Consider the following 19,714-nt stretch of genomic DNA (forward strand, 5'->3'; position numbering starts at 1 on the left):
CGCCGCTCACCACACCAGCAGCAGGTACACCAGCACCAGGTTGAGCAGCAGCGACACCAGGGCGATGGCGCGCCACAGTTTGAGCGGCGCGCGCTCGGCCCACGGCACGCGGCGGCGCACGGAAACCGGCTGCGCGTCGCCCTTTTCCAACGCCAGCAGCAATTCTTCCTCGGTCTCGAAACGGCGTGCCGGGTCGCGCTCGACCGCCTTCAGCAGCACGTTTTCCAGCCACAGCGGCAGATCCGGGCGGTAGCGCGTCGGCAGTTCCGGGGTGCCGAAACGCGGGTGCTGGAACGGTTCCACCTCGCCGTAGGGGTAGTGGCCGGTCAGCAGCCAGTACAGCGTCACGCCAGCGGCGTAGAGATCGGTGCGCACGTTGGCCGAAGCGCCCTCGAACAGCTCCGGCGCCATGTAGCTCGGCGTGCCCGGCACCGCACCGTCGCGGTCGACGGTGAGCCCGGGGCAGTACGCCACGCCCAGGTCCAGCAGGCGCAGCTTGTCGTCGTGATCGATATGGACGTTTTCCGGCTTGACGTCGCGATGCACGATGTTGAGCCGGTGCAGCGCCGCCAGCGCGCGCGTCAGGCGCAGGCCGATCTTCACCACCTCGCTCAGACCGATGCTGCCGCCCTCACGCTGGCGCCGTTCCGCCAGGTTTTCGCCGGCGTACCAGCGCAGCAGGTAGTAGAGGTGCTGCCGTGCCGGCAGCGGCTTGACCTCGGCGAAGTAATGCGCGGTCAGGCGTTTCTGCAGCCACTCCTCGACTAGCAGCGCCTGCTCGGCCTGGCTGTCGCCGGCCAAGGTCGGCGGCAGCGTCTTCATCACCCAGCGTTTGCCAGCGCTGTCGAGCACGCGGTAGGCGAGCCCGGACGGGGCGTCGTTCAGCACCGCCTCCACGGTGAGGCCGTCGAACTCCTGCCCCGGCTTGAGCCGCGGCGGCAACGACTGGAAGGCGCCGCGCGCCAGCTCGTCGCCAAGGTTGGCCGAAGGCAGGCCGTCGACGCGCAGCACGATGGCCGACAGGTTGTCGCCGGAGCCGGCGGCGATGGCCTCCTCCACCAGCACCTGGGCCGCGCGCTGCGGGTCGACGTGCAGCCGCAGCACTTCGTCCAGGCGCTTGTCGGGCAGCGGCCCCCATATGCCATCGCTGACCAGCAGGAACACGTCACCCTCGGCCACGTCGCCGTCGAGGAAGTCGGCCATGACGTGCTCGTCGAGCCCCATGGCGCGCTTGAGCACGTGGCGCATCGAGGGCTCGTCCCAGACGTGATCGGTGGTGAGGCAGAACAGCCGCCCCCCGGTGAGACGGTAGAGCCGGCTGTCGCCGACGTGCGCTACGGTGAAGCGCCGGCCGCGCAACACCAGCGCGGTGAGCGTCGCCACCAGCGTCTTGCCCTGCGAGCGCAGCCAGCGGTTATGCGCGGTCAGCAGGCGGTCGAGCGCGGTGCCGACCTCCCAGGTTTCCGGCGTGGCGTAGTAGTCCGCCGCCACCGCGCGCACGCTGGACTGGGCCGCGAGCTTGCCGTCGGCGCAGCTCGACACGCCGTCGGCCAGCACGAACAGCGCGCCCTTGCTGGTCAGGAGACCGGCCTCCGGCGTCACGCAGGCCAGCGCATCCTCGTTGCGCGGCTTAGGGCCGGCAGCGGTGGCGTGACCGACGGTCAGGGCGAGCGACATGATCGAATCCTTGTTCCCATCCGCCTCGGCGATGGCGTCGGCGGATGGGGGTGGTCAGTGTGCGAATCTCTCGCGGGCCACTCTGGGCCGGCGAGAGATTCGTCCAACGCGCCCCGCCGTCCCTACCCGATACAGCCGGCGCGCGGGTCCTCCTGTTCGAACTATACCCGGGCCGAGGTCACGCTGGCCGCACCCCAGGTGGTGCGCCAGCGCAGCTTGACGCTGTGCAGGCCGAACCAGGCCACCAAGCCCAGGCTGGCGAACAGCCACAGCCCGATCTGGTAGTTGCCGGTGGATTGCTTGACGAAGCCCAGGCCCGCCGCCAGCAGGAAGCCGCCGATGCCGCCCGCCATGCCGACCAGGCCGGTCATCACGCCGATTTCCTTGCGGAAGCGCTGCGGCACCAGCTGGAACACCGCGCCGTTACCGCAACCGAGCGCCAGCATGGCACCGACGAACAGCGCCAGCGCGGCGTAGGCCTGCGGCAGGTTGAAGCCGACCACGCCCAGCATCAGCGCGGCGATGGTGTACATCACCAGCAGGGTGCGGATGCCGCCGACGCGGTCGGCCAGCGCGCCGCCCAGCGGGCGCATCATCGAACCGGCGAACACGCAGGCGGCGGTGTAGTAGCCGGCGGTCACCGCGTTCAGGCCATACTGGTCGTGGAAGTAGCCCGGCAAGGCGCCGGCCAGGCCGACGAAGCCGCCGAAGGTCATGCTGTAGAAGAACATGAACCACCAGCTATCCTTGTCGCCCAGCACCTTGAGGTAATCGGCCAGCGACTTGGCCGGCGCGCGGTTGGGCGCATTCTTGGCCAACAGACAGAACACCACGAACACGATCGACAGCGGGATCAGCGCGAAGCCGAACACGTTCTCCCAGCCGTAGACCGAGGCCAGCCCCGGTGCCAGCAAGGCCGCGAACACCGTGCCGGAGTTGCCGGCGCCGGCGATGCCCATCGCCTTGCCCTGGTGCTCCGGCGGATACCACTGCGACGCCAGCGGCAGCGACACCGCGAACGAGGCACCGGCCACGCCGAGGAACAGGCCCAGCAGCAGCGCCTGGTGGAAGGAGTGGATGCCGAAGTGCCAGGCGGTGCCCAGAGCCGCGATCACCACCACCTGGCCGACGATGCCGGCGGTCTTGGGCGACAGGCGGTCCACCATCAGGCCAATGGCGAAACGTAGCACCGCGCCCGCCAGGATCGGCGTGGCCACCATCATGCCGCGCTGCTGCGCGGACAGCGACAGGCTGTCGGCGATCTGGATCGCCAAGGGCCCGAGGATGTACCAGACCATGAAGCTCAAGTCGAAGTAGAGAAACGCGGCCAGCAGAGTGGGCCAGTGCCCGGCCTTCCAGAAACTCTTGTTCATGTACCTTCTCCCGATATCGATGCGAACCAGTCGCCGCGCAAAAAAAACGTCCGCCGCCGCGCAGTGTTGGCTGCGTGGTAGCGGACGCCGTTGTCCGTCTCAGAACCTATTCACGATCTGTCGCGAGCAGCCCTCAGCGGGGTGAAGAGCAGCACAGGCACCGGAATGTACTGGAGTACATGAGGATTCCGAGCAGCACATGAGCCCCGATCAGGCTGCGCAGCAAGATCGTGAACAGGTTCTCAGGCGAAAGACCCACATTGGTCTTCCCCTGCCATCCGGCGAGCCTGGCCTCCGTTGGCCCGGCGTGCCGGAGCTGAATTGTTCGAGGTTGATATAGCAACTAGCGTGCCAGCCCCGAAAGCCACGCCAGGCGGGCCTTGGTGCCGTCGCACGCCGTCTGGCGCACTGCACAAGTGCGCCGATGCACCAGCCGGGCACATCGGCGCCCGCGCCATGAAAAAGCGGGGAAGACTCTCGTCTTCCCCGCCTTCAATCGCCGGCTGATTTATGGTGTTTTACGCTGCCGGTCGCAGATGCTTCTGATACAAAAACTCCAGCACCGCGCTGCGATAGCCGTGGTAGGCGCTGTCGTTGGCCAGCGCCAGCCGCTCGCGTGGACGCGGCAGCGCCACTTCGAGAACCTCGCCGACGGTGGCGGCCGGGCCGTTGGTCATCATCACGATGCGGTCGGACAAGAGCACCGCCTCGTCCACGTCGTGCGTCACCATCACCACGGTGGCGCGGGTAGCCTCAACGATCTTCACCAGCTCGTCCTGCAGGTTGGCGCGGGTCAGGGCATCCAACGCCCCAAAGGGCTCGTCCATCAGCAGCACCTTGGGCTCCATCGCCAGCGCCCGGGCGATGCCGACACGCTGCTTCATGCCGCCCGACACCTCATGCGGGTACTTGTCGCTGGCATGGCTGAGGTTGACCAGCGCCAGCGCCGCCTCACAGCGCGCCTTGAGCTGGGCCTTGCCCTCACGTTGGACGAAGACCTTTTCCACCGCGAGGTAGATGTTGCCGTAACAGGTCAGCCACGGCAGCAGGCTGTGGTTCTGGAACACCACGGCGCGTTCCGGCCCCGGCCCGTCGATCTCGCGCCCGCCGCACAAGGCGATGCCGGCATCGGGGTCGTACAGCCCGGCGACGATGTTGAGCACGGTGGACTTGCCGCAGCCGGAGTGGCCGATCAGCGACACGAACTCGCCCTGGCGGATGGTGAGGTTGACGTCGCGCAGCGCCACGAAACGGCCCTGGCGGCTAGCGAAGCTCTTGCCCACGCCCTGCAATTCGACGAATTTTTCCATGACTCACACTCCCTGACCGAAGCTGAAGCGGCGCGCCAGCAGAATCAGCGCCTGCTCCAAGAGCAAGCCGACCAAGCCGACGACGAAAATGGCGATGATGATGTGCTCGACGTTGAGGTTGTTCCACTCGTCCCACACCCAGAAGCCGATGCCGACGCCGCCGGTGAGCATCTCGGCCGCCACGATCACCAGCCAGGCCACGCCGATCGACAGGCGCACTCCAGTCAACACGTGCGGCAGCACCGACGGGAACAGGATGGTGGTGAACACCTTGAACTCGGACAATCTCAGCACGCGCGCCACGTTGAGGTAATCCTGCGGCACCGCGCGCACCCCGGCGGCGGTGTTGAGGATCATCGGCCACACGCTGGAGATGAAGATCACCCAGATCGATGCCGGGCTCGCGGCCTTGAACACCAGCAGGCCGATCGGCAGCCAGGCGAGCGGCGAAACCGGTCGCAGCAGGCTGATCACCGGCGCGAACATCGCCGAGACGAAGGCGAAGCGGCCGAGGATGAAGCCGGCGGGAATGCCCACCAGCGCCGCCAGGCCGAAGCCGATGCCGACGCGCCCGAGCGAATTGAGGATGTTCCAGCCCACGCCCTGGTCATTCGGCCCGTTGCGGTAGAACGGATCGGCGAACAGCAGCTTGGCCGATTCCCAGGTGGACAGCGGCCCCGGCAGGCCGCTGCGCGACTTGGCGACCACAGCCCAGACCAGCACCAGCAGCGCGAGCCCCAACAGCGGCGGCACCACGGTCTTGATCGCCTGCACCAGCAGGCGCACGGCGGGCGAGGTGTCGGCCGATTCCAGCGACGGGAAACGGCGTTTCGACGCGGTGCGCGCCGGCAGTGTCTGTTCCACGGTCTTGCTCTCTGTGCCGCTCACGACACGGGCTTCATGCTTGATGGCTTGCATGGTGGTTCTCCCCTATTCCGTGGCTCAGGCGCGAATCTTGAACGAAGCGGCGTAGCCTTTCGGGTCCTTGCCGTCCCACACCACGCCGTCGATCAGCTTGGCCGAGCGCAGGTCCGAGTGCGGCACCGCGACCTTGGCGAGCGCAGCGGCTTCCTTGTAGAGCGCGATCTGGTTGATCTGTCGCGCCACGCCCAGGTAGTCCGGATCGGCCTTCAGCAAGCCCCAGCGCTTGTGCTGGGTGAGGAACCACATGCCGTCGGAGAGATACGGGAAGTTGACCCTGCCCTCGTCGAAGAACTTCATCAGGTGGGGGTCTTGCCACTTCTTGCCCAGGCCGTCTTCGTAGGAACCAAGGAAGCGCCCCTCGATGACCGGCTCCGGCGCGTTGACGTAGGCCTTGTCGGAAATCAGTTTGGCCACGCTGGCGCGATTCTTGACATCGTCGATGTAGCGCGAGGCTTCCAGCAGCGCCGCGGTCAGCGCGCGCGCGGTATTGGGGTGCTGCTTGACCCAGTCGCCGGTGCTGCCCAGCACCTTTTCCGGGTGGCCGGCCCAGATCTGCTGGGTGGTGGCCACGGTGAAGCCGACGTTGTCGGCGATGGCGCGCGCGTTCCACGGCTCGCCGACGCAGTAGCCGTCCATATTGTCGACGCGCATGTTGGCCACCATCTGCGGCGGCGGCACCACGATGGTCTTGACGTCGCTCATCGGGTTGACGCCCTGTGCGGCCAGCCAGTAGTAGAGCCACATGGCGTGGGTGCCGGTGGGGAAGGTCTGGGCGAAGGTGTATTCGCGCGGCTCGGCCTTGATCAGCTTGGCGAGCGCCGGGCCGGAGGTCACGCCCTTGGCCTTGAGCTGATTGGAGAGCGTGATGCCCTGGCCGTTCTGGTTCAGCGTCATCAACACCGCCATGTCCTTCTTCGGACCGCCGATGCCCAAATGCACACCGTACACCAGGCCGTACAGCACGTGGGCGGCGTCCAGCTCGCCGTTGACCAGCTTGTCGCGCACCGCGGCCCAGCTCGCCTCCTTGGACGGCACGATGGTGATGCCGTACTTCTTGTCGAAGCCCATCTTGGAGGCCACGATCACCGAGGCGCAGTCGGTCAGGGGAATGAAGCCGACTCTGACTTCGGTTTTTTCCGGCTTGTCGCTGCCGGCAGCCCAGGCGCTGCTGGCGATGCCGGCCGGCAAGGCGGCCAGCAAGGTGGTGGACCCCATGGCGGTCAGTGCTCCCTTGAGAAAAGTGCGTCGCGCCGGCGCCGCGGGCGAACTGCTGTCGATCGATGTGCGCGTGTCATCCATTTCCTTCTCCCTCATTGCAGAAAAAAACAGCCGAAAACAAAAAGCGCCTGTCGTCCCGCTCCGCGTCGGAAAGGGTGCGACAGGCGCCGTTGCCTGTCCGGATGGAGCCGCCGCCGTTGGTGGCCTACCCGGTCACCACGCCATACGCAACTACCATGCCAGACAACAATCGTCTGTTTTTAAAGGAATATTTTTTCCGACCTACGCTTTTGTGCACTGCACACGTGCGTTCTGCACCAACGCACGCTCAGCCTTTGAGCCAGTTCGCTAGCTCCACCACTTCGCGCGCCACGTCGCCCAGCTTCTTCTGCGACTTCATGGCGCGCTCGCGCAACTGGCGATAGGCCTCGTCCTCGCCGATGCCCTTCATCTGCATCAGCAAACCCTTGGCCTTCTCCACCACCTGGCGGTCGGCCAGGCGCTGGCGCATGCCGTCCAGCTCTTCACGCCGCTCCTTGTCGAGCGAATAACGCTCTATCGCCACCTCCAACAGCGGCTGGATGCGCTCGGGCACCACGTCCCCCACCACGTAGGCGGCCACCCCGGCCGCGAGCGCGGCGCGGATGGTGTCGCGGCGGGCGTCGTCGGTAAACATCACCACCGGCCGCTCGCTGTGCGCGCTGCTGACGCAGACGTGCTCCAGCATGTCCCGCGATGGGGCATCGGAGTCGATCAGCACGATGTCGGGGCGGATGCTGTCGATCATCTCACCCAGCCGCAGCGACACCTCCACCTCCGCGATCACGCGCACGCCGGCCTGCGTCAGCGCCTCCTTGAGCGCAGCCGCCTTGCCCGATCCATCGTTCACCAGCATTACCGTCAGCACTGTTATCTCCCTATTGCACAGAAAAGGTGAAGCAAGCACCATGCCGGGTCGATGCTCTTTCCATGCAAACTACCTGTCCACGATCTGCGTGCAACCTGTCTCGGGCCCCCAAAAGGCAAACGGCTCGATACGGCGGAGACCCAACGCAGCGTGGGCTTACTTTAAGGTTGGCCGAAGACCATGATTACTGCAACGCGCTGCCCGTGGTGCGGCGATGACCCGCTCTACGTGGCCTACCACGACCTGGAATGGGGCGTGCCGGTGCACGACGACCGCAAGTTGTTCGAAATGCTGGTGCTGGAAGGCGCCCAGGCCGGGCTGTCGTGGATCACCATCCTCAGGAAACGCGAAGGCTACCGCGCCGCGTTCCACGGCTTCGACCCGGCACGCGTCGCGACCATGGACGAGGCCGACGTCGAGCGCCTGCTGCAGAACCCGGCCATCGTGCGCAACCGGCTGAAGATCCACAGCGCCATCCGCAACGCCCGCGTGTTTCTCGACCTGCAACGCCGCCACGGCAGCTTCGCCGCCTGGCTGTGGGCACAGGTCGACGGCCAGCCGGTGGTCAACCACTGGGGCAGTCTGTCCGAATGCCCCGCCTCCACGCCCCTGTCCGACGCCATCAGCAAACAGCTGAAGAAGGCCGGCATGAACTTCGTCGGCAGCACGGTGATCTACGCCTTCCTGCAGGCCACCGGCGTGGTCAACGACCACCTGATCGGCTGTCACCGTCACCCGCAACGGCAAGGCTGAGCCGCGCTCGCCCGCTAGCGCCTCACGCAACAAAAAGCCGGTGCCGGGAACCCCGGACACCGGCTGCGCGCCTTGCTGACACAAGCGATTCGATGCGGCTTTTTTAGCTCTTAATCGTCGTAGCGATGGTGATGGTGGCGGTGCCCGCGCTTCCAGCCGCGCTCTTCGACATAACGATGCTCTACGATGGTGCGACGCGGTTCGGGCCGGGTCGCGACACCGGTACCGATGGCGGCACCGGCCGCCGCGCCGATCATCGCGCCATCCCGCCCACCCAATGCCGAACCGACCGCCGCGCCGGCACCACCGCCCAGCGCGCCGCCGAGCACGGCGTTGCTGTCCATGGCGTAGGCCGAGCCGGTCAGCAACAGGCTGCCGGCCAGCAGGGCGACCATCCAACGGTTCTTGTTCATGGCTGTGTTCCTTAAGGCTAGTGCAGTAATCATCAACGGCGGCATCATAACCAAGATCGCCGCCGGGCGCTGTCAAGAAGTACTAACAATTGTTAAGCCTGATGCTTACGCCGCCGGCCCGGCCGAAGATCTCTCGCCTGACGTCCTGGCGTACGGAGCCATCGTCAGGCCAGCCCTTCCAGTTTGATGTCGCAACACAGCACCCGCTGCCCCTGCGCCAACGGCACCGTCAGCGACAGCGTCACGCACAGCCGGGAATTGGCGACCGACAGGTAAGGGCTGCTGACTTGCAGCTGGCCGGGGTGAGCCAGGGCACGGTAGTGGTAGGGTTTGCGCGCCCAGTTGGCGCCCTGCGCCTCCTCCAGCGGGGCGAAGCGCGAGGACGCCGGTTCGTGGTCGGCACGCAGCACGCTGGCGCCGATCTGCACCCCGTCCGCGCCGATCAGGTAACAGCGGTCCACTTGCGGCATCGCCAGCAGCTCGGCGCAAGCCGGGGCCAGGCCCTGCTCGGTCCACAGCCGCTGCGCCGCGCGCTGGAAGGCGCTGGCGTAGACCTGCAACTCCCGGCGCTGGCGCGCCGAGGCCTGCGCCGCGGCGTGCCGGGCCGACAGCGCAGCGATGCCGCCGTCGCCCTGGCGCAGCGGCTGCGGCGCCGGCCGCGCGAAGTGAAAGCCCTGCACCAGGTCGGCATCGCTATCCAGCGCGATGGCGGCCTGCTCTTCATTCTCGACCCCCTCGATCAGCGCCAGGCTGCCCGCCTCGTGGATCAGCGCCACCGTGGCCGGCAGCACGCGCCGTGCCCGCGGCGAGTGCTCGGCGGCGGCGATCAGCTTGCGGTCGAGCTTGACGATGTCGGGCGCGGCACGCCAGATGCGCTCGATGTTGGAGGCGTCGGCGCCGAAGTCGTCCAGCGCCACCAGGCAACCCATACGGCGGTAATTGGTCACCGCCTCGCTCAACAACGACTGGTCGGCAATGGTGCCCTCGAGGATTTCCACCACCACGCGCCGGGCGGGAAAAGCGCTGTGCGCCAGCAGCCCGGCGAAGAACGGCTCGGACTGGCCGGCCCGCACGACGACCTGGGTCGACACATTGAGAAACAGCCAGGTCTGAGCGTCGTCCAGCCCCCCGGCGTCACGGTAGTTGGCGAGGTGCAGGGCACGGCACAGCCGGTCGAGAAAGACCCGCTCCTCGTCACCTTGCGCGCTGGCCAGCGCCTGCAGCGGCCCCACCGGGCTGCCGTCGGACTGCCGCGCCCGCAGCAGCGCCTCGTGGCCGACAATGCGGCTGTGCGCCAGACTGTAGATCGGCTGGAAGTGGCTATCCAGGGACAGCTCGCGGAAGCGGCCGATGGCACGGCCGGCTTCGGGGAGGATGGAGCGCGTGATGTCGCCCAGCGGCAGGCACAGGTCGGGCGACGACAGCGGCAAAGCGGAGAGTGATTGCATAGTGGCAAAAAAAGGCGTCCCCGGGCCGGTCTGCCCCGGGGACGCCGTTGTCCCTTTCAAGTGCGGACCGCCGTTGGTCCGCCTGCCGGCTATTTAGCAATCGCTGTGCCAGCGTCCCGCTCCGCCATGCCATCAAAATGGCTGGATAGCGACCTCCATTCGCCCGGCATTGGCGCATATTGCACTGCAACAGTGCACTCCCCGCCCCGCCCGAGCCAGGAAGCAAAAGACCCCCGGCCCTGACGACGTGTCTTGAAACACGTCACCGAACCGGGGGTCCACGTCACCCGCCTTCAGGCGGGCGGTCGTGTGCTCACCCGAACACGATCTGGCCGTTTTGCGCGTCCACCAGCACCGTCGCCTTGGGCTCGTACTTGCCGGCCAGGATGGCCTTGGCCAAGGGGTTCTCGATGTCGGACTGGATCGCCCGTTTCAGCGGCCGCGCGCCGTACACCGGGTCGAAGCCGGCCTCGGCGATGGCGTCGAGCGCCGCGTCGGTGACCTGCAGCGACAGCTCCAGCTTGGCCAGGCGCCGCTCCAGCGACTTGAGCTGGATGCGGGCGATGGAGCGGATCTGCGCGCTGCCCAGGGCGTGGAACACCACCACCTCGTCGATGCGGTTGATGAACTCGGGGCGGAAGTAGCCCTTCACCTCGGCCATCACCGCCAGCTTGATGACCTGGTAGTCGTCGCTGCCCATGGCCTGGATATGCTGGCTGCCGATGTTCGAGGTCATCACCACCACGGTGTTCTTGAAGTCCACGGTACGGCCCTGGCCGTCGGTCAGGCGGCCGTCGTCCAACACCTGCAGCAAGATGTTGAACACCTCGGGGTGCGCCTTCTCCACTTCATCCAGCAGGATCACGCTATAGGGCTTCCTGCGCACCTGCTCGGTGAGCTGGCCGCCCTCCTCGTAGCCGACATAGCCTGGAGGCGCGCCGATCAGCCGCGCCACCGAATGCTTCTCCATGTACTCCGACATGTCGATGCGGATCAGATGATCTTCGCTGTCGAACAGAAAGCCGGCCAGCGTCTTGCACAGCTCGGTCTTGCCCACTCCGGTCGGCCCGAGGAACAGGAAGGAGCCGTACGGCCGGTTGGGGTCGGACAGGCCGGAGCGGCTGCGACGGATGGCATCGGACACCGCGCGCACCGCCTCGTCCTGCCCCACCAGGCGCTCGTGCATCACCTCTTCCATCCGGAGGAGCTTCTCGCGCTCGCCGGCCAGCATCTTCGACACCGGGATACCGGTCATGCGCGACACCACCTCGGCGATCTCCTCGGCGCCGACCTGAGTCCGCAGCAGGCGGTTCGGCTTCTGGGTACCGGCACCGGCCGCTTCCGCCTCCTTCAGGCGCGCTTCCAGCTGCGGCAGCTTGCCGTACTGCAATTCGGCCAGCTTCTGCCAGTCGCCCTGGCGCTTGAGATCCTCCATCTCCACCTTGAGGCGGTCGATCTCCTCCTTGATGCTCTGGCTGCCCTGCGCCGTGGCCTTCTCGGCCTTCCAGATTTCCTCCAGGTCGGCGTATTCACGCGACAACCGGTCGATCTCGTCCTCGATCAGGCCCAGCCGCTTCTGCGACGCCTCGTCGCTCTCCTTCTTCACCGCCTCGCGCTCGATCTTGAGCTGGATCAGGCGGCGGTCGAGCTTGTCCATCTCTTCCGGCTTGGAGTCCAGCTCCATCTTGATGCGGCTGGCGGCCTCGTCGATAAGGTCGATCGCCTTGTCCGGCAGGAAACGGTCGGTGATGTAGCGGTGGCTCAACTCCGCCGCGGCGACGATGGCCGGGTCGGTGATATCCACCCCATGGTGAATTTCGTATTTCTCCTGCAGGCCGCGCAGGATGGCAATGGTGTCCTCCACCGAGGGCTCGTCCACCAGCACCTTCTGGAAGCGGCGCTCAAGCGCGGCGTCCTTCTCGATGTACTTGCGGTATTCATCGAGCGTGGTGGCGCCCAGGCAGTGCAGTTCGCCGCGCGCCAGCGCCGGTTTCAGCATGTTGCCCGCGTCCATCGCCCCTTCCGCCTTGCCGGCACCGACCAGGGTGTGGATTTCGTCGATGAAGATCAGCGTATTGCCTTCGTCCTTGGCCAGGTCGCTCAGCACCGCCTTCAGCCGCTCCTCGAAATCGCCACGGTACTTGGCGCCGGCCAGCAGTGCGGCCAGGTCGAGCACCAGCAGCTTCTTGTGCTTCAGGCTTTCCGGCACCTCGCCGTTGACGATGCGCTGCGCCAGCCCCTCGACGATGGCGGTCTTGCCGACGCCGGGCTCGCCGATCAGCACCGGGTTGTTCTTGGTGCGCCGTTGCAACACCTGGATGGCGCGGCGGATCTCGTCGTCGCGGCCGATCACCGGGTCGAGCTTGCCCTGACGCGCCCGCTCGGTGAGGTCCAGGGTGTACTTCTTCAGTGCCTCGCGCTGGCTCTCGGCGTCCTGGCTCTCCACGTTGGCGCCGCCGCGTACCGCATCGATGGCGGCGTTCAGCGCATTGGCGGAGCCGCCGTTGTCCTTGAGCAGACGTCCGGTTTCGCCCTTGTCGTCCAGCAGCGCCAGCAGGAACAGTTCGCTGGCGATGAAGGCATCGCCGCGTTTCATCGCCGCCTTATCGGTCAGGTTGAGCAGGTTGCCCAGATCGCGCGACACCGTGATCTCGCCCCCGGTGCCCTGCACCTTGGGCAGGCGGTCGATGGCGGACTTGAGCCCGCCACGCAACCCCGCCACGTTGACACCGGCCCGCGCCAGCAGGCTGCCGACGCCGCTGTCGGCGTCGTCCAGCATCGCTGCCAAGAGATGCTGCGGCTCGATGTAGGCATGATCGTGAGAGAGCGCCAGGCTCTGCGCATCGGCCAGAGCTTGCTGGAATTTGGTGGTCAGTTTGTCGAATCGCATGAGGGACTCCTGAATCGCTGTTAATCCCTATTTTGGGCGGGGTTTTGGCGATTTCAAGAGCGCAGGCAGGGAATACCTCCACCAGCGGGACAGGGGCTACCCGAGAAACGATCGGCCAAGGGCAAGAGCCTGGCCGAATCGTTGAACGAGCCACACTAGGCGGAGTGCGGGGGGAACACCGAAACGGGAACGGGGAAGTAAACGAAGAGGATTACGCCTCTCCGTGCGACTTATTGAACAGCGTCGGACGCAGCCGCTGCAGCTCAACAGCGGCTGCGCGGGATGGGCTTAAGCCTTGTGGGGCGGCTTGAGCGAACGCACCACCGCCGTGACCACGCCCCACACGTCGAAGCCGGCCTCCGGGTTGGCGCGCAGCGCCGGATAATCGGGATGATCCGGCACCAGCCAGGGACCGTCGGCGCGCAGCTCCAGCCGCTTCACCGTGAGTTCGCCCGCCACCACCGCGATCACCACGTCGCGGTGGTGCGGCCGCAGCAGGCGGTCGACCACCAGCATGTCGCCGTCGAAGATGCCGGCGCCGCTCATCGATTCACCGGACACCCTGACGAAGAAGGTCGATTCGGGGTGGCGAATCAGGTAGTCGTTGAGATTGAGTGAGGCTTCCAGGTAGTCGTCGGCCGGGGATGGAAAGCCCGCCGGCACACGGGAAGCATAGAGCGGCAGCTCGGTCTCGGAGAGCACCTCCGCCGCCCGGAACGCCTGGAGCGGAAAACGCGCGATCAAGGCATCCAGCGCCTCTCGCCCAGGCGGCGCGAACGGGATGCCATTAGCGGAGTCGGAGGAGAATGGTTCGGCCATGACTCAGCGCACGCTGATCCGCGGTTCGCCCTGATGCAGCGAGCCGATCACCGCGGCGTAGCCGAAGCCGCTCTCCTTGAAGCGCGCCAGCACCGCCTCGGCCTGCTCCGGCGCCACCGCCACCAGCAGCCCGCCACTGGTCTGGGGATCCGCCAGCAGGCGCCGCTGCCACTCCGGCACCGAGTCGGCGAAACGAACATGGGCGCCGAAACTTGCCCAATTGCGCTCGATGGCGCCGGGGCCATAGCCCTGTTCGGCCAGCGGGCGCGCCTCGGCGATCACCGGCACCGCCGCCATCTCGACCTCGGCCGTCAACCCCGAGCCCTTGCAGATTTCCAGCAGATGCCCCAGCAGGCCGAAGCCGGTGACGTCGGTCAGCGCGTGCACCCCGGACAGAGCCGCGAGCTGCGCGCCGACGGTATTGAGCTGGGTGGTGGAGCCGATCAGTGCGGCGTAGCCAGCGTCGTCCAGCACGCCCTTCTTCATCGCCTGCGCCAGCACGCCCACGCCCAGGCCCTTGCCGAGGATCAGCACGTCGCCGTCGCGCGCGTCGCAGTTGCGCTTGAGCTGGTCCGGGTGCACCACGCCCAGCGCCACCAGGCCGTAGATCGGCTCGGGGGCGTCGATGGAGTGACCGCCGGCGAGCGGAATGCCGGCCTCGCGGCACACCGATTCGCCACCGTCGAGGATGTCGCGGATGGTCTCCAGCGGCAGGGTGTTGACCGGCATGCCGACGATGGCCAGCGCCATGATCGGCGTGGCGCCCATGGCGTAGATGTCGGACAGCGCGTTGGTGGCGGCGATGCGGCCGAAGTCGCGCGCATCGTCGACGATGGGCATGAAGAAGTCGGTGGTGGCGACGATGGCCTGGCTGTCGTTGAGCTTGTACACCGCCGCGTCGTCGCTGGTTTCAGCGCCCACCAGCAGGTTGGGAAACGGCATTTTTTCCTTGGCGCCGGACAGGATGGATTCCAGCACCGACGGGGCAATTTTGCAGCCGCAGCCGCCGCCATGAGACAATTGGGTCAATCGTATTTCAGCCATCGGTTCTCACCACATACCATGTATTTCAAGGTCGCGAACGTATCACAGCTCACCGGGTTTGACGAGATCATCGACGTGCGCACCCCGGCGGAATTCGCCGAGGACCACATCCCCGGCGCCATCAACTGCCCCGTGCTCGACGACGAGGAGCGTATCCGCGTCGGCACGCTGTACAAGCAGGTCTCGCCGTTCGCCGCGCGCAAGGTCGGCGCCGCGCTGGTGGCGAAGAACATCGCCCGCCACATCGAAGAACGCTTCCACGACCGCCCCAAGTCGTGGAAACCGCTGATCTACTGCTGGCGCGGCGGTCAGCGCTCCGGGGCGATGGCCATCGTGCTCGCGCAGGTGGGCTGGAACGCCCACCAGCTGGAGGGCGGCTACAAGTCCTACCGGCGCCAGGTGCTGGAGGAACTGGCCGAGCGGCCGGCGGCATTCAACTTCCGCGTGCTGTGCGGCCCGACCGGCTCGGGCAAGAGCCGTCTGCTGGAGGCGCTGGCGGCGGCCGGCCACCGAGGTGCTCGACCTGGAGCGGCTGGCCTGCCATCGCGGCTCGGTGCTCGGCCTGCTGCCGCGCCAGCCCCAGCCGACGCAGAAAGGCTTCGACAGCCAGTTGGCGCTGCAGTTGCGCCAGCTCGATCCGGAACGCCCGGTCTACATCGAGGCGGAGAGTAAGAGGATCGGCCAGATCGCCCTGCCCGACGCGCTGTTCAAGGCCATGCACCAGGGCGAGTGCCTGCGCCTCGAGGTACCGCTCGCCGAGCGCGTGCGCTTCCTGCTGGAAGATTACGACTTCTACGTCGCCGAGCCGGAGCGCCTGCTGGAGCAGCTGAACTTCCTGAAGAACCTGCACTCGCGCGCCCAGATGGACAGCTGGGCCGAGCTGGTGCGCGGGGGCCGCTTCGAGCAACTGGTCCAGGAACTGCTGGAGCAGCACTACGACCCGCTCTACCACCGCTCGCAGGGCAATCATTACCAGCGCCTCGACCAGGCCCTCGACATCCGTCTGCCGAACCTGTCGCCGGGCGTGCTGGCGACGACCGCCCAGGCCCTGCCCCACTGAGCTGCTCTTCGGCCAACCTTGAACGCCTGACCCGTACTGAAGAACCGGATGACGCACCACGCCCAACTCGACTGGCACGACGGCCAACCCTTTTCCCGCGCTTTCGGCGACGTCTACTTCTCCCGCGCCTCGGGGCTGGAGGAGACGCGCCACGTCTTTTTGCACCACAACGCGCTGGCCGAGCGCTTCGCCGCCCTGCCCGAGCACGGTCAGTTCTGCATCGGCGAGACCGGTTTCGGCACCGGCCTCAACTTCCTGTGCGCCTGGCAATGCTTCGAGCAGCACGCCCCGGCCACGGCGCGGCTGCACTTTGTCAGTACCGAGAAATTCCCGCTGGCGCCCGCCGATCTGCAGCAGGCGCTGGCGCTGTGGCCCGAGCTGGCGTCGTATTCCAGCGAGCTGCTGGCCCAGTACGACATCCTGACGCCGGGCTGGCATCGCTTCGTGCTGCGCGGCGGTCGGCTGACGCTGACGCTGCTGGTCGGCGACGCGCTCGACACCCTGCCCGAGCTGGACGCCCGCATCGACGCCTGGTTCCTCGACGGCTTCGCCCCGGCCAAGAACCCCGAAATGTGGCAACCGGCGCTGTTCGAGCAGATGGCGCGGCTATCGGCGCCCGGCGCCAGCTTCGCCACCTTCACCAGCGCGGGGGCGGTGCGCCGCGGCCTGACCGCCGCCGGTTTCACCGTGGAAAAAGTGCCGGGTTACGGCCACAAGCGCGAGATGTGCTGCGGCCACCTGGAGCACGCGCCGGAACGCGGCTGGCAGGCGCCGTGGTTCGCCCGGCCACCCGCCCCGCCGGCGGAACGCAGCGTCATCGTCATCGGCGGCGGCATCGCCGGCGCCTGCAGCGCGGCCAGCCTGGCCCGCCGCGGCTGGCAGGTCACCCTGCTGGAACGCCACGGGCAGCTGGCACAGGAAGCCTCCGGTAATCCCCAAGGCGTGCTGTACACCAAGCTGTCGCCGCACTTTCCGCCGCTGACGCGGCTGGTGCTGGCGGGCTACGGCTATAGTCTGCGTACCCTGCACAAGGAACTGCCGCAGGGCGAAACCACCTGGCAGGCCTGCGGCGTGCTCCAGCTGCCGCACGCCGGGGACAGCCCGCAAAAGCAGGCCGAACTGGCCGAGCTGGCCGGTACGGGCTGGCCGGAAGGTTTTCTGCGCCAGGTGGATCAGCACGAAGCCAGCGAGCTGGCCGGCCTCGAGCTGCCCAGCGGCGGCCTGTTCTTTCCGCAGGCGGGCTGGCTCAATCCGGCCCAGCTGATCGCCCGCCTGGCCGACCACCCCAACATCCGCCAAGTGCTCGGAGCCCGGGTCACCGAGCTGGACTGGAACCCGGTCGAGCGACTGTGGACGGCCTACGGGCAGGACGGCCCGCTCGCCGTCGGCGCGGTGGTGGTGATCGCCGGCGGCGCCGAAGCGGCCGCCTTCGATCTCACGCAACACCTGCCGCTCAAACGCATCCGCGGCCAGGTCACGGTGGCGCCGGCCACGGCGGAGAGCCGCGGGCTCAAGACTGTGCTGTGCGGCGAAGGCTACGTCTCGCCGGCACGCCACGACAGCCACTGCTTCGGCGCCACCTTCAAGTTCAACACCGACGACCTCAGCGTCGAGCCGGCCGAACATCAGGAGAACCTCGCCATGCTCTCCGGCCTGTGCCCGTCGCTGTACCGGGCGCTGGGCGGCGAACAGTTGCCCGAGGAGGCGCTGGCAGGGCGCGCCGCGTTCCGCTGCACCAGCCCGGACTACCTGCCGATCGTCGGCCCGGTGGTCGACCGTGCCGCCTTCCTCGAAGGCTACCGGGCGCTGGGGCAGGATGCCACGCGCCGGCTCGACAACCCGGCGCCGTGGGTGGAGGGGTTGTACGTCAACACCGCGCACGGCTCGCGCGGCATGATCACCGCGCCGCTCTCGGGCGAAATCCTCGCCGCCTACCTCGACAACGAACCGGCGCCGCTGCCCAAGCCGCTGCTCGACGCCATCCACCCCAGCCGCTTCCTGTTGCGTGACCTGATCCGGCAGAAACACAAGGCCTGAGCCCCCGGCCCGCCCGGCCACTACGCCGCGCGGGGCCGCCTTCACCCGTGCGCGTCCCGACGAGGAGGCGGCCGATCCGCCGCTGGATTCAGGCCGCCACCCCCTCGCTGCTGATCGCGGCGCGGATCGGCTCGGGGATGCGCACCGTCTGTCCGCTGCGGTAATCCACCCACACCAGCGCCGCCTCGGCCTCGGCGTACACCGTCTCGTCATCGTCGTCGAGGAAGAAGCGATGGCGCAGCTTGAGACTGGAGTTGCCAAGCTTCTCCAACTCGATGGTCACCACCACCGTGGCCGGGTAGACCAGCTCCTTGCGGTACACGCAGGAGGTGCTGGCCAGCACCGGGCCGACGCCATCGGGGTTGATGCCGTGCCCCAGTTCATCCAGCCACTCGATGCGGATCTGCTCCAGGTAGCGGAAGTAATTGGTGTTGTTGAGATGGCCGACAGCGTCCATATCGCCCCAGCGCATGGCAATGGTCCGGCGGTCGATCACCGGGAAGCGGTTTTCCATATGTTCACCTTACGTTAACGTAATTACACGTCATCATAACCGCATCGCCGGGCCTCGTCATACCCTGCGCATAGAGCCCCCTTCTCTGCCAGGCTCAACTCCACCGCAAAAAAACCAGCCCGGAGGCTGGCGCAAAAACTACGCAGAGGAAATCGATCGCCCCGGGCACCCGTACCCGGCGCCACGGCATTCGCGCCGCCCCTCCGTGCGGCCGGTTCGGCGCATCACGCCCGAACCATCAACGCAACAGGAATCCGCGCCCGATCTCGTCACCCGGCTCCAGTGACCAGCGGGCGCGGCCGCTGTAATGGGCGCTCCCGCTGACACGCACGGTCACCGCGTGGTGACCCGGCAGCACGGCCGGACCGTTGACACTGGCGCCGAAGCGCGCACCGGTAATGCTCTCGAACACGCAGGCTTCGCCACTGTCCACCAGACCACGCGCGTGGCGCAGCGCCATGCGGGTGGTGACGCCAGAGCCGGTGGGGCTGCGATCCACTTCGGCGTCGGCGAACACGCAGACGTTGCGGCTGGGGCCGTCGCCGGCGCGCTCGCGGCCATCGGTGAGGATGCTGCCGTAGAGGAAGCCCAGGTCGTCGGCGTCGGGGTGGCGCACACGGATGCTGCGGCGCACCGCGTCCGACAATGCCGTGGCCGCCTCTACCAGATCGCGCAGGCGGCCATCCAGGGACACGCCCAGGCGCGCGGCATCCACCACGGCGTAGAAGGCGCCGCCATAGCCGATATCCACGCTGATGCTGCCGATGCCCGGCACGTCCACTTGGTGATCCAGCGCGAAGGCGAAGGCCGGCACGCTGTCGAAGCTGACGCTGCCGTCTTCCGCCACCCAGGCGCAGACCAGGCCGCACGGGCATTCGATGCCTACCCGCGTCAGCGGCATGCTGCGCGCCACCAAGCCCTGCTCCACCGCGTAGCGCGCCAGCGCAATCACGGCGTGGCCGCACATGGTGCTGTAGCCCTCGTTGTGGATGAACAGCACGGCGAGATCCGCCCCCGGCAGGCTGGGACGCACCAGCACCGCGCCGTACATGTCGTAGTGGCCGCGCGGCTCGAACATCAGCATGCGGCGCACGCCGTCCAGCCGGTCGCGCATGTCGCGGCGCTTGGCCAGGATGTCGTCGCCACGAATGGCGTCGAGCAGCCCGGGGATAATGCGTACCGGCTCGCCGCCGGTGTGCATCTCGACGGTGTCGAACTCGTTGCTTTGCCAGGTTTCGGTCATGGATCGGTTCTCTTCGGGGAAAAAGCCCACTCACCGGGGCGACGGCCAGGGCGGCCGTATCAGCGGCATGCCGGGTGCCCCCCC

General features: G+C 67.3%; 17 protein-coding genes. 4 read left to right on the top strand and 13 right to left on the bottom strand.

The features are described 5' to 3' along the window. Positions 1-6 precede the first annotated feature (6 nt). The 6 genes from ABKF58_RS18600 to ABKF58_RS18625 form a co-directional block, all read right to left on the bottom strand. Positions 7-1,677: a bifunctional protein-serine/threonine kinase/phosphatase gene (locus ABKF58_RS18600; protein WP_482582635.1), complete on the bottom strand. Its 1,671-nt coding sequence runs from the start codon at positions 1,675-1,677 to the stop codon at positions 7-9. A 161-nt stretch (positions 1,678-1,838) separates the two neighbouring features. After that, complete coding sequence (locus ABKF58_RS18605; protein WP_008953684.1) at positions 1,839-3,050, bottom strand: nitrate/nitrite transporter; 1,212 nt, start codon at positions 3,048-3,050, stop codon at positions 1,839-1,841. 518 nt (positions 3,051-3,568) lie between these two features. Continuing rightward, positions 3,569-4,360 (bottom strand): ABC transporter ATP-binding protein, encoded by a 792-nt coding sequence (locus ABKF58_RS18610; RefSeq protein ID WP_482582637.1) that lies wholly within the window; start codon positions 4,358-4,360, stop codon positions 3,569-3,571. Between the two features lie 3 nt (positions 4,361-4,363). After that, complete coding sequence (gene ntrB / locus ABKF58_RS18615) at positions 4,364-5,278, bottom strand: nitrate ABC transporter permease (RefSeq protein ID WP_482582639.1); 915 nt, start codon at positions 5,276-5,278, stop codon at positions 4,364-4,366. 24 nt (positions 5,279-5,302) lie between these two features. Next, positions 5,303-6,583 (bottom strand): CmpA/NrtA family ABC transporter substrate-binding protein, encoded by a 1,281-nt coding sequence (locus tag ABKF58_RS18620; protein ID WP_482582641.1) that lies wholly within the window; start codon positions 6,581-6,583, stop codon positions 5,303-5,305. A gap of 247 nt (positions 6,584-6,830) precedes the next feature. Continuing rightward, on the bottom strand, positions 6,831-7,409 hold the full coding sequence (locus ABKF58_RS18625) for an ANTAR domain-containing response regulator (protein WP_482582643.1): 579 nt from the start codon (positions 7,407-7,409) through the stop codon (positions 6,831-6,833). A gap of 180 nt (positions 7,410-7,589) precedes the next feature. Here ABKF58_RS18625 and ABKF58_RS18630 point away from each other — a divergent pair, with 180 nt between their 5' ends. Beyond that, on the top strand, positions 7,590-8,162 hold the full coding sequence (locus ABKF58_RS18630) for a DNA-3-methyladenine glycosylase I (RefSeq protein ID WP_482582645.1): 573 nt from the start codon (positions 7,590-7,592) through the stop codon (positions 8,160-8,162). Between the two features lie 110 nt (positions 8,163-8,272). Here ABKF58_RS18630 and ABKF58_RS18635 read toward each other — a convergent pair whose 3' ends face one another. The 5 genes from ABKF58_RS18635 to selD form a co-directional block, all read right to left on the bottom strand. Further along, complete coding sequence (locus ABKF58_RS18635) at positions 8,273-8,575, bottom strand: hypothetical protein (protein ID WP_008953678.1); 303 nt, start codon at positions 8,573-8,575, stop codon at positions 8,273-8,275. A 164-nt stretch (positions 8,576-8,739) separates the two neighbouring features. Then, positions 8,740-10,023: a sensor domain-containing phosphodiesterase gene (locus ABKF58_RS18640; protein WP_482582647.1), complete on the bottom strand. Its 1,284-nt coding sequence runs from the start codon at positions 10,021-10,023 to the stop codon at positions 8,740-8,742. Positions 10,024-10,336: 313 nt separating this feature from the next. After that, positions 10,337-12,913: an ATP-dependent chaperone ClpB gene (gene clpB, locus ABKF58_RS18645; protein WP_482582649.1), complete on the bottom strand. Its 2,577-nt coding sequence runs from the start codon at positions 12,911-12,913 to the stop codon at positions 10,337-10,339. 288 nt (positions 12,914-13,201) lie between these two features. Continuing rightward, entirely contained in the window at positions 13,202-13,732 is a 531-nt protein-coding gene (locus ABKF58_RS18650; protein ID WP_482582651.1) for a LexA family protein, read from the bottom strand. A 3-nt stretch (positions 13,733-13,735) separates the two neighbouring features. Beyond that, entirely contained in the window at positions 13,736-14,761 is a 1,026-nt protein-coding gene (gene selD / locus ABKF58_RS18655) for a selenide, water dikinase SelD (protein WP_482582653.1), read from the bottom strand. Between the two features lie 33 nt (positions 14,762-14,794). Between selD and mnmH the strand changes: the two genes are divergently transcribed. The 3 genes from mnmH to mnmC are packed head-to-tail and all read left to right on the top strand — an operon-like array spanning position 14,795 to position 17,873. Continuing rightward, positions 14,795-15,448 carry a tRNA 2-selenouridine(34) synthase MnmH gene (gene mnmH, locus ABKF58_RS18660; protein ID WP_482582656.1) on the top strand — a complete coding sequence of 218 codons (654 nt, stop codon included), beginning with the start codon at positions 14,795-14,797 and terminating at the stop codon, positions 15,446-15,448. Beyond that, positions 15,330-15,836 (top strand): tRNA 2-selenouridine(34) synthase MnmH, encoded by a 507-nt coding sequence (locus tag ABKF58_RS18665; protein WP_482582658.1) that lies wholly within the window; start codon positions 15,330-15,332, stop codon positions 15,834-15,836. Before mnmH ends, ABKF58_RS18665 begins: the two co-directional genes overlap by 119 nt. 48 nt (positions 15,837-15,884) lie before the next feature. Continuing rightward, the gene (gene mnmC / locus ABKF58_RS18670; protein WP_482582660.1) at positions 15,885-17,873 is read left to right on the top strand and encodes a bifunctional tRNA (5-methylaminomethyl-2-thiouridine)(34)-methyltransferase MnmC2/FAD-dependent 5-carboxymethylaminomethyl-2-thiouridine(34) oxidoreductase MnmC1; all 1,989 of its coding nucleotides are present in this window, start codon (positions 15,885-15,887) and stop codon (positions 17,871-17,873) included. An 88-nt stretch (positions 17,874-17,961) separates the two neighbouring features. On the opposite strand, the gene ABKF58_RS18675 is transcribed toward mnmC, so the two are convergent. Next, positions 17,962-18,387, bottom strand: a complete 426-nt coding sequence (locus ABKF58_RS18675; protein WP_482582662.1) for an acyl-CoA thioesterase — start codon at positions 18,385-18,387, stop codon at positions 17,962-17,964. A 238-nt stretch (positions 18,388-18,625) separates the two neighbouring features. Further along, on the bottom strand, positions 18,626-19,630 hold the full coding sequence (locus ABKF58_RS18680) for a proline racemase family protein (protein ID WP_482582664.1): 1,005 nt from the start codon (positions 19,628-19,630) through the stop codon (positions 18,626-18,628). Positions 19,631-19,714 lie beyond the last annotated feature (84 nt).

It is taken from the genome of Pseudogulbenkiania sp. AW2-16 (assembly GCF_056824575.1).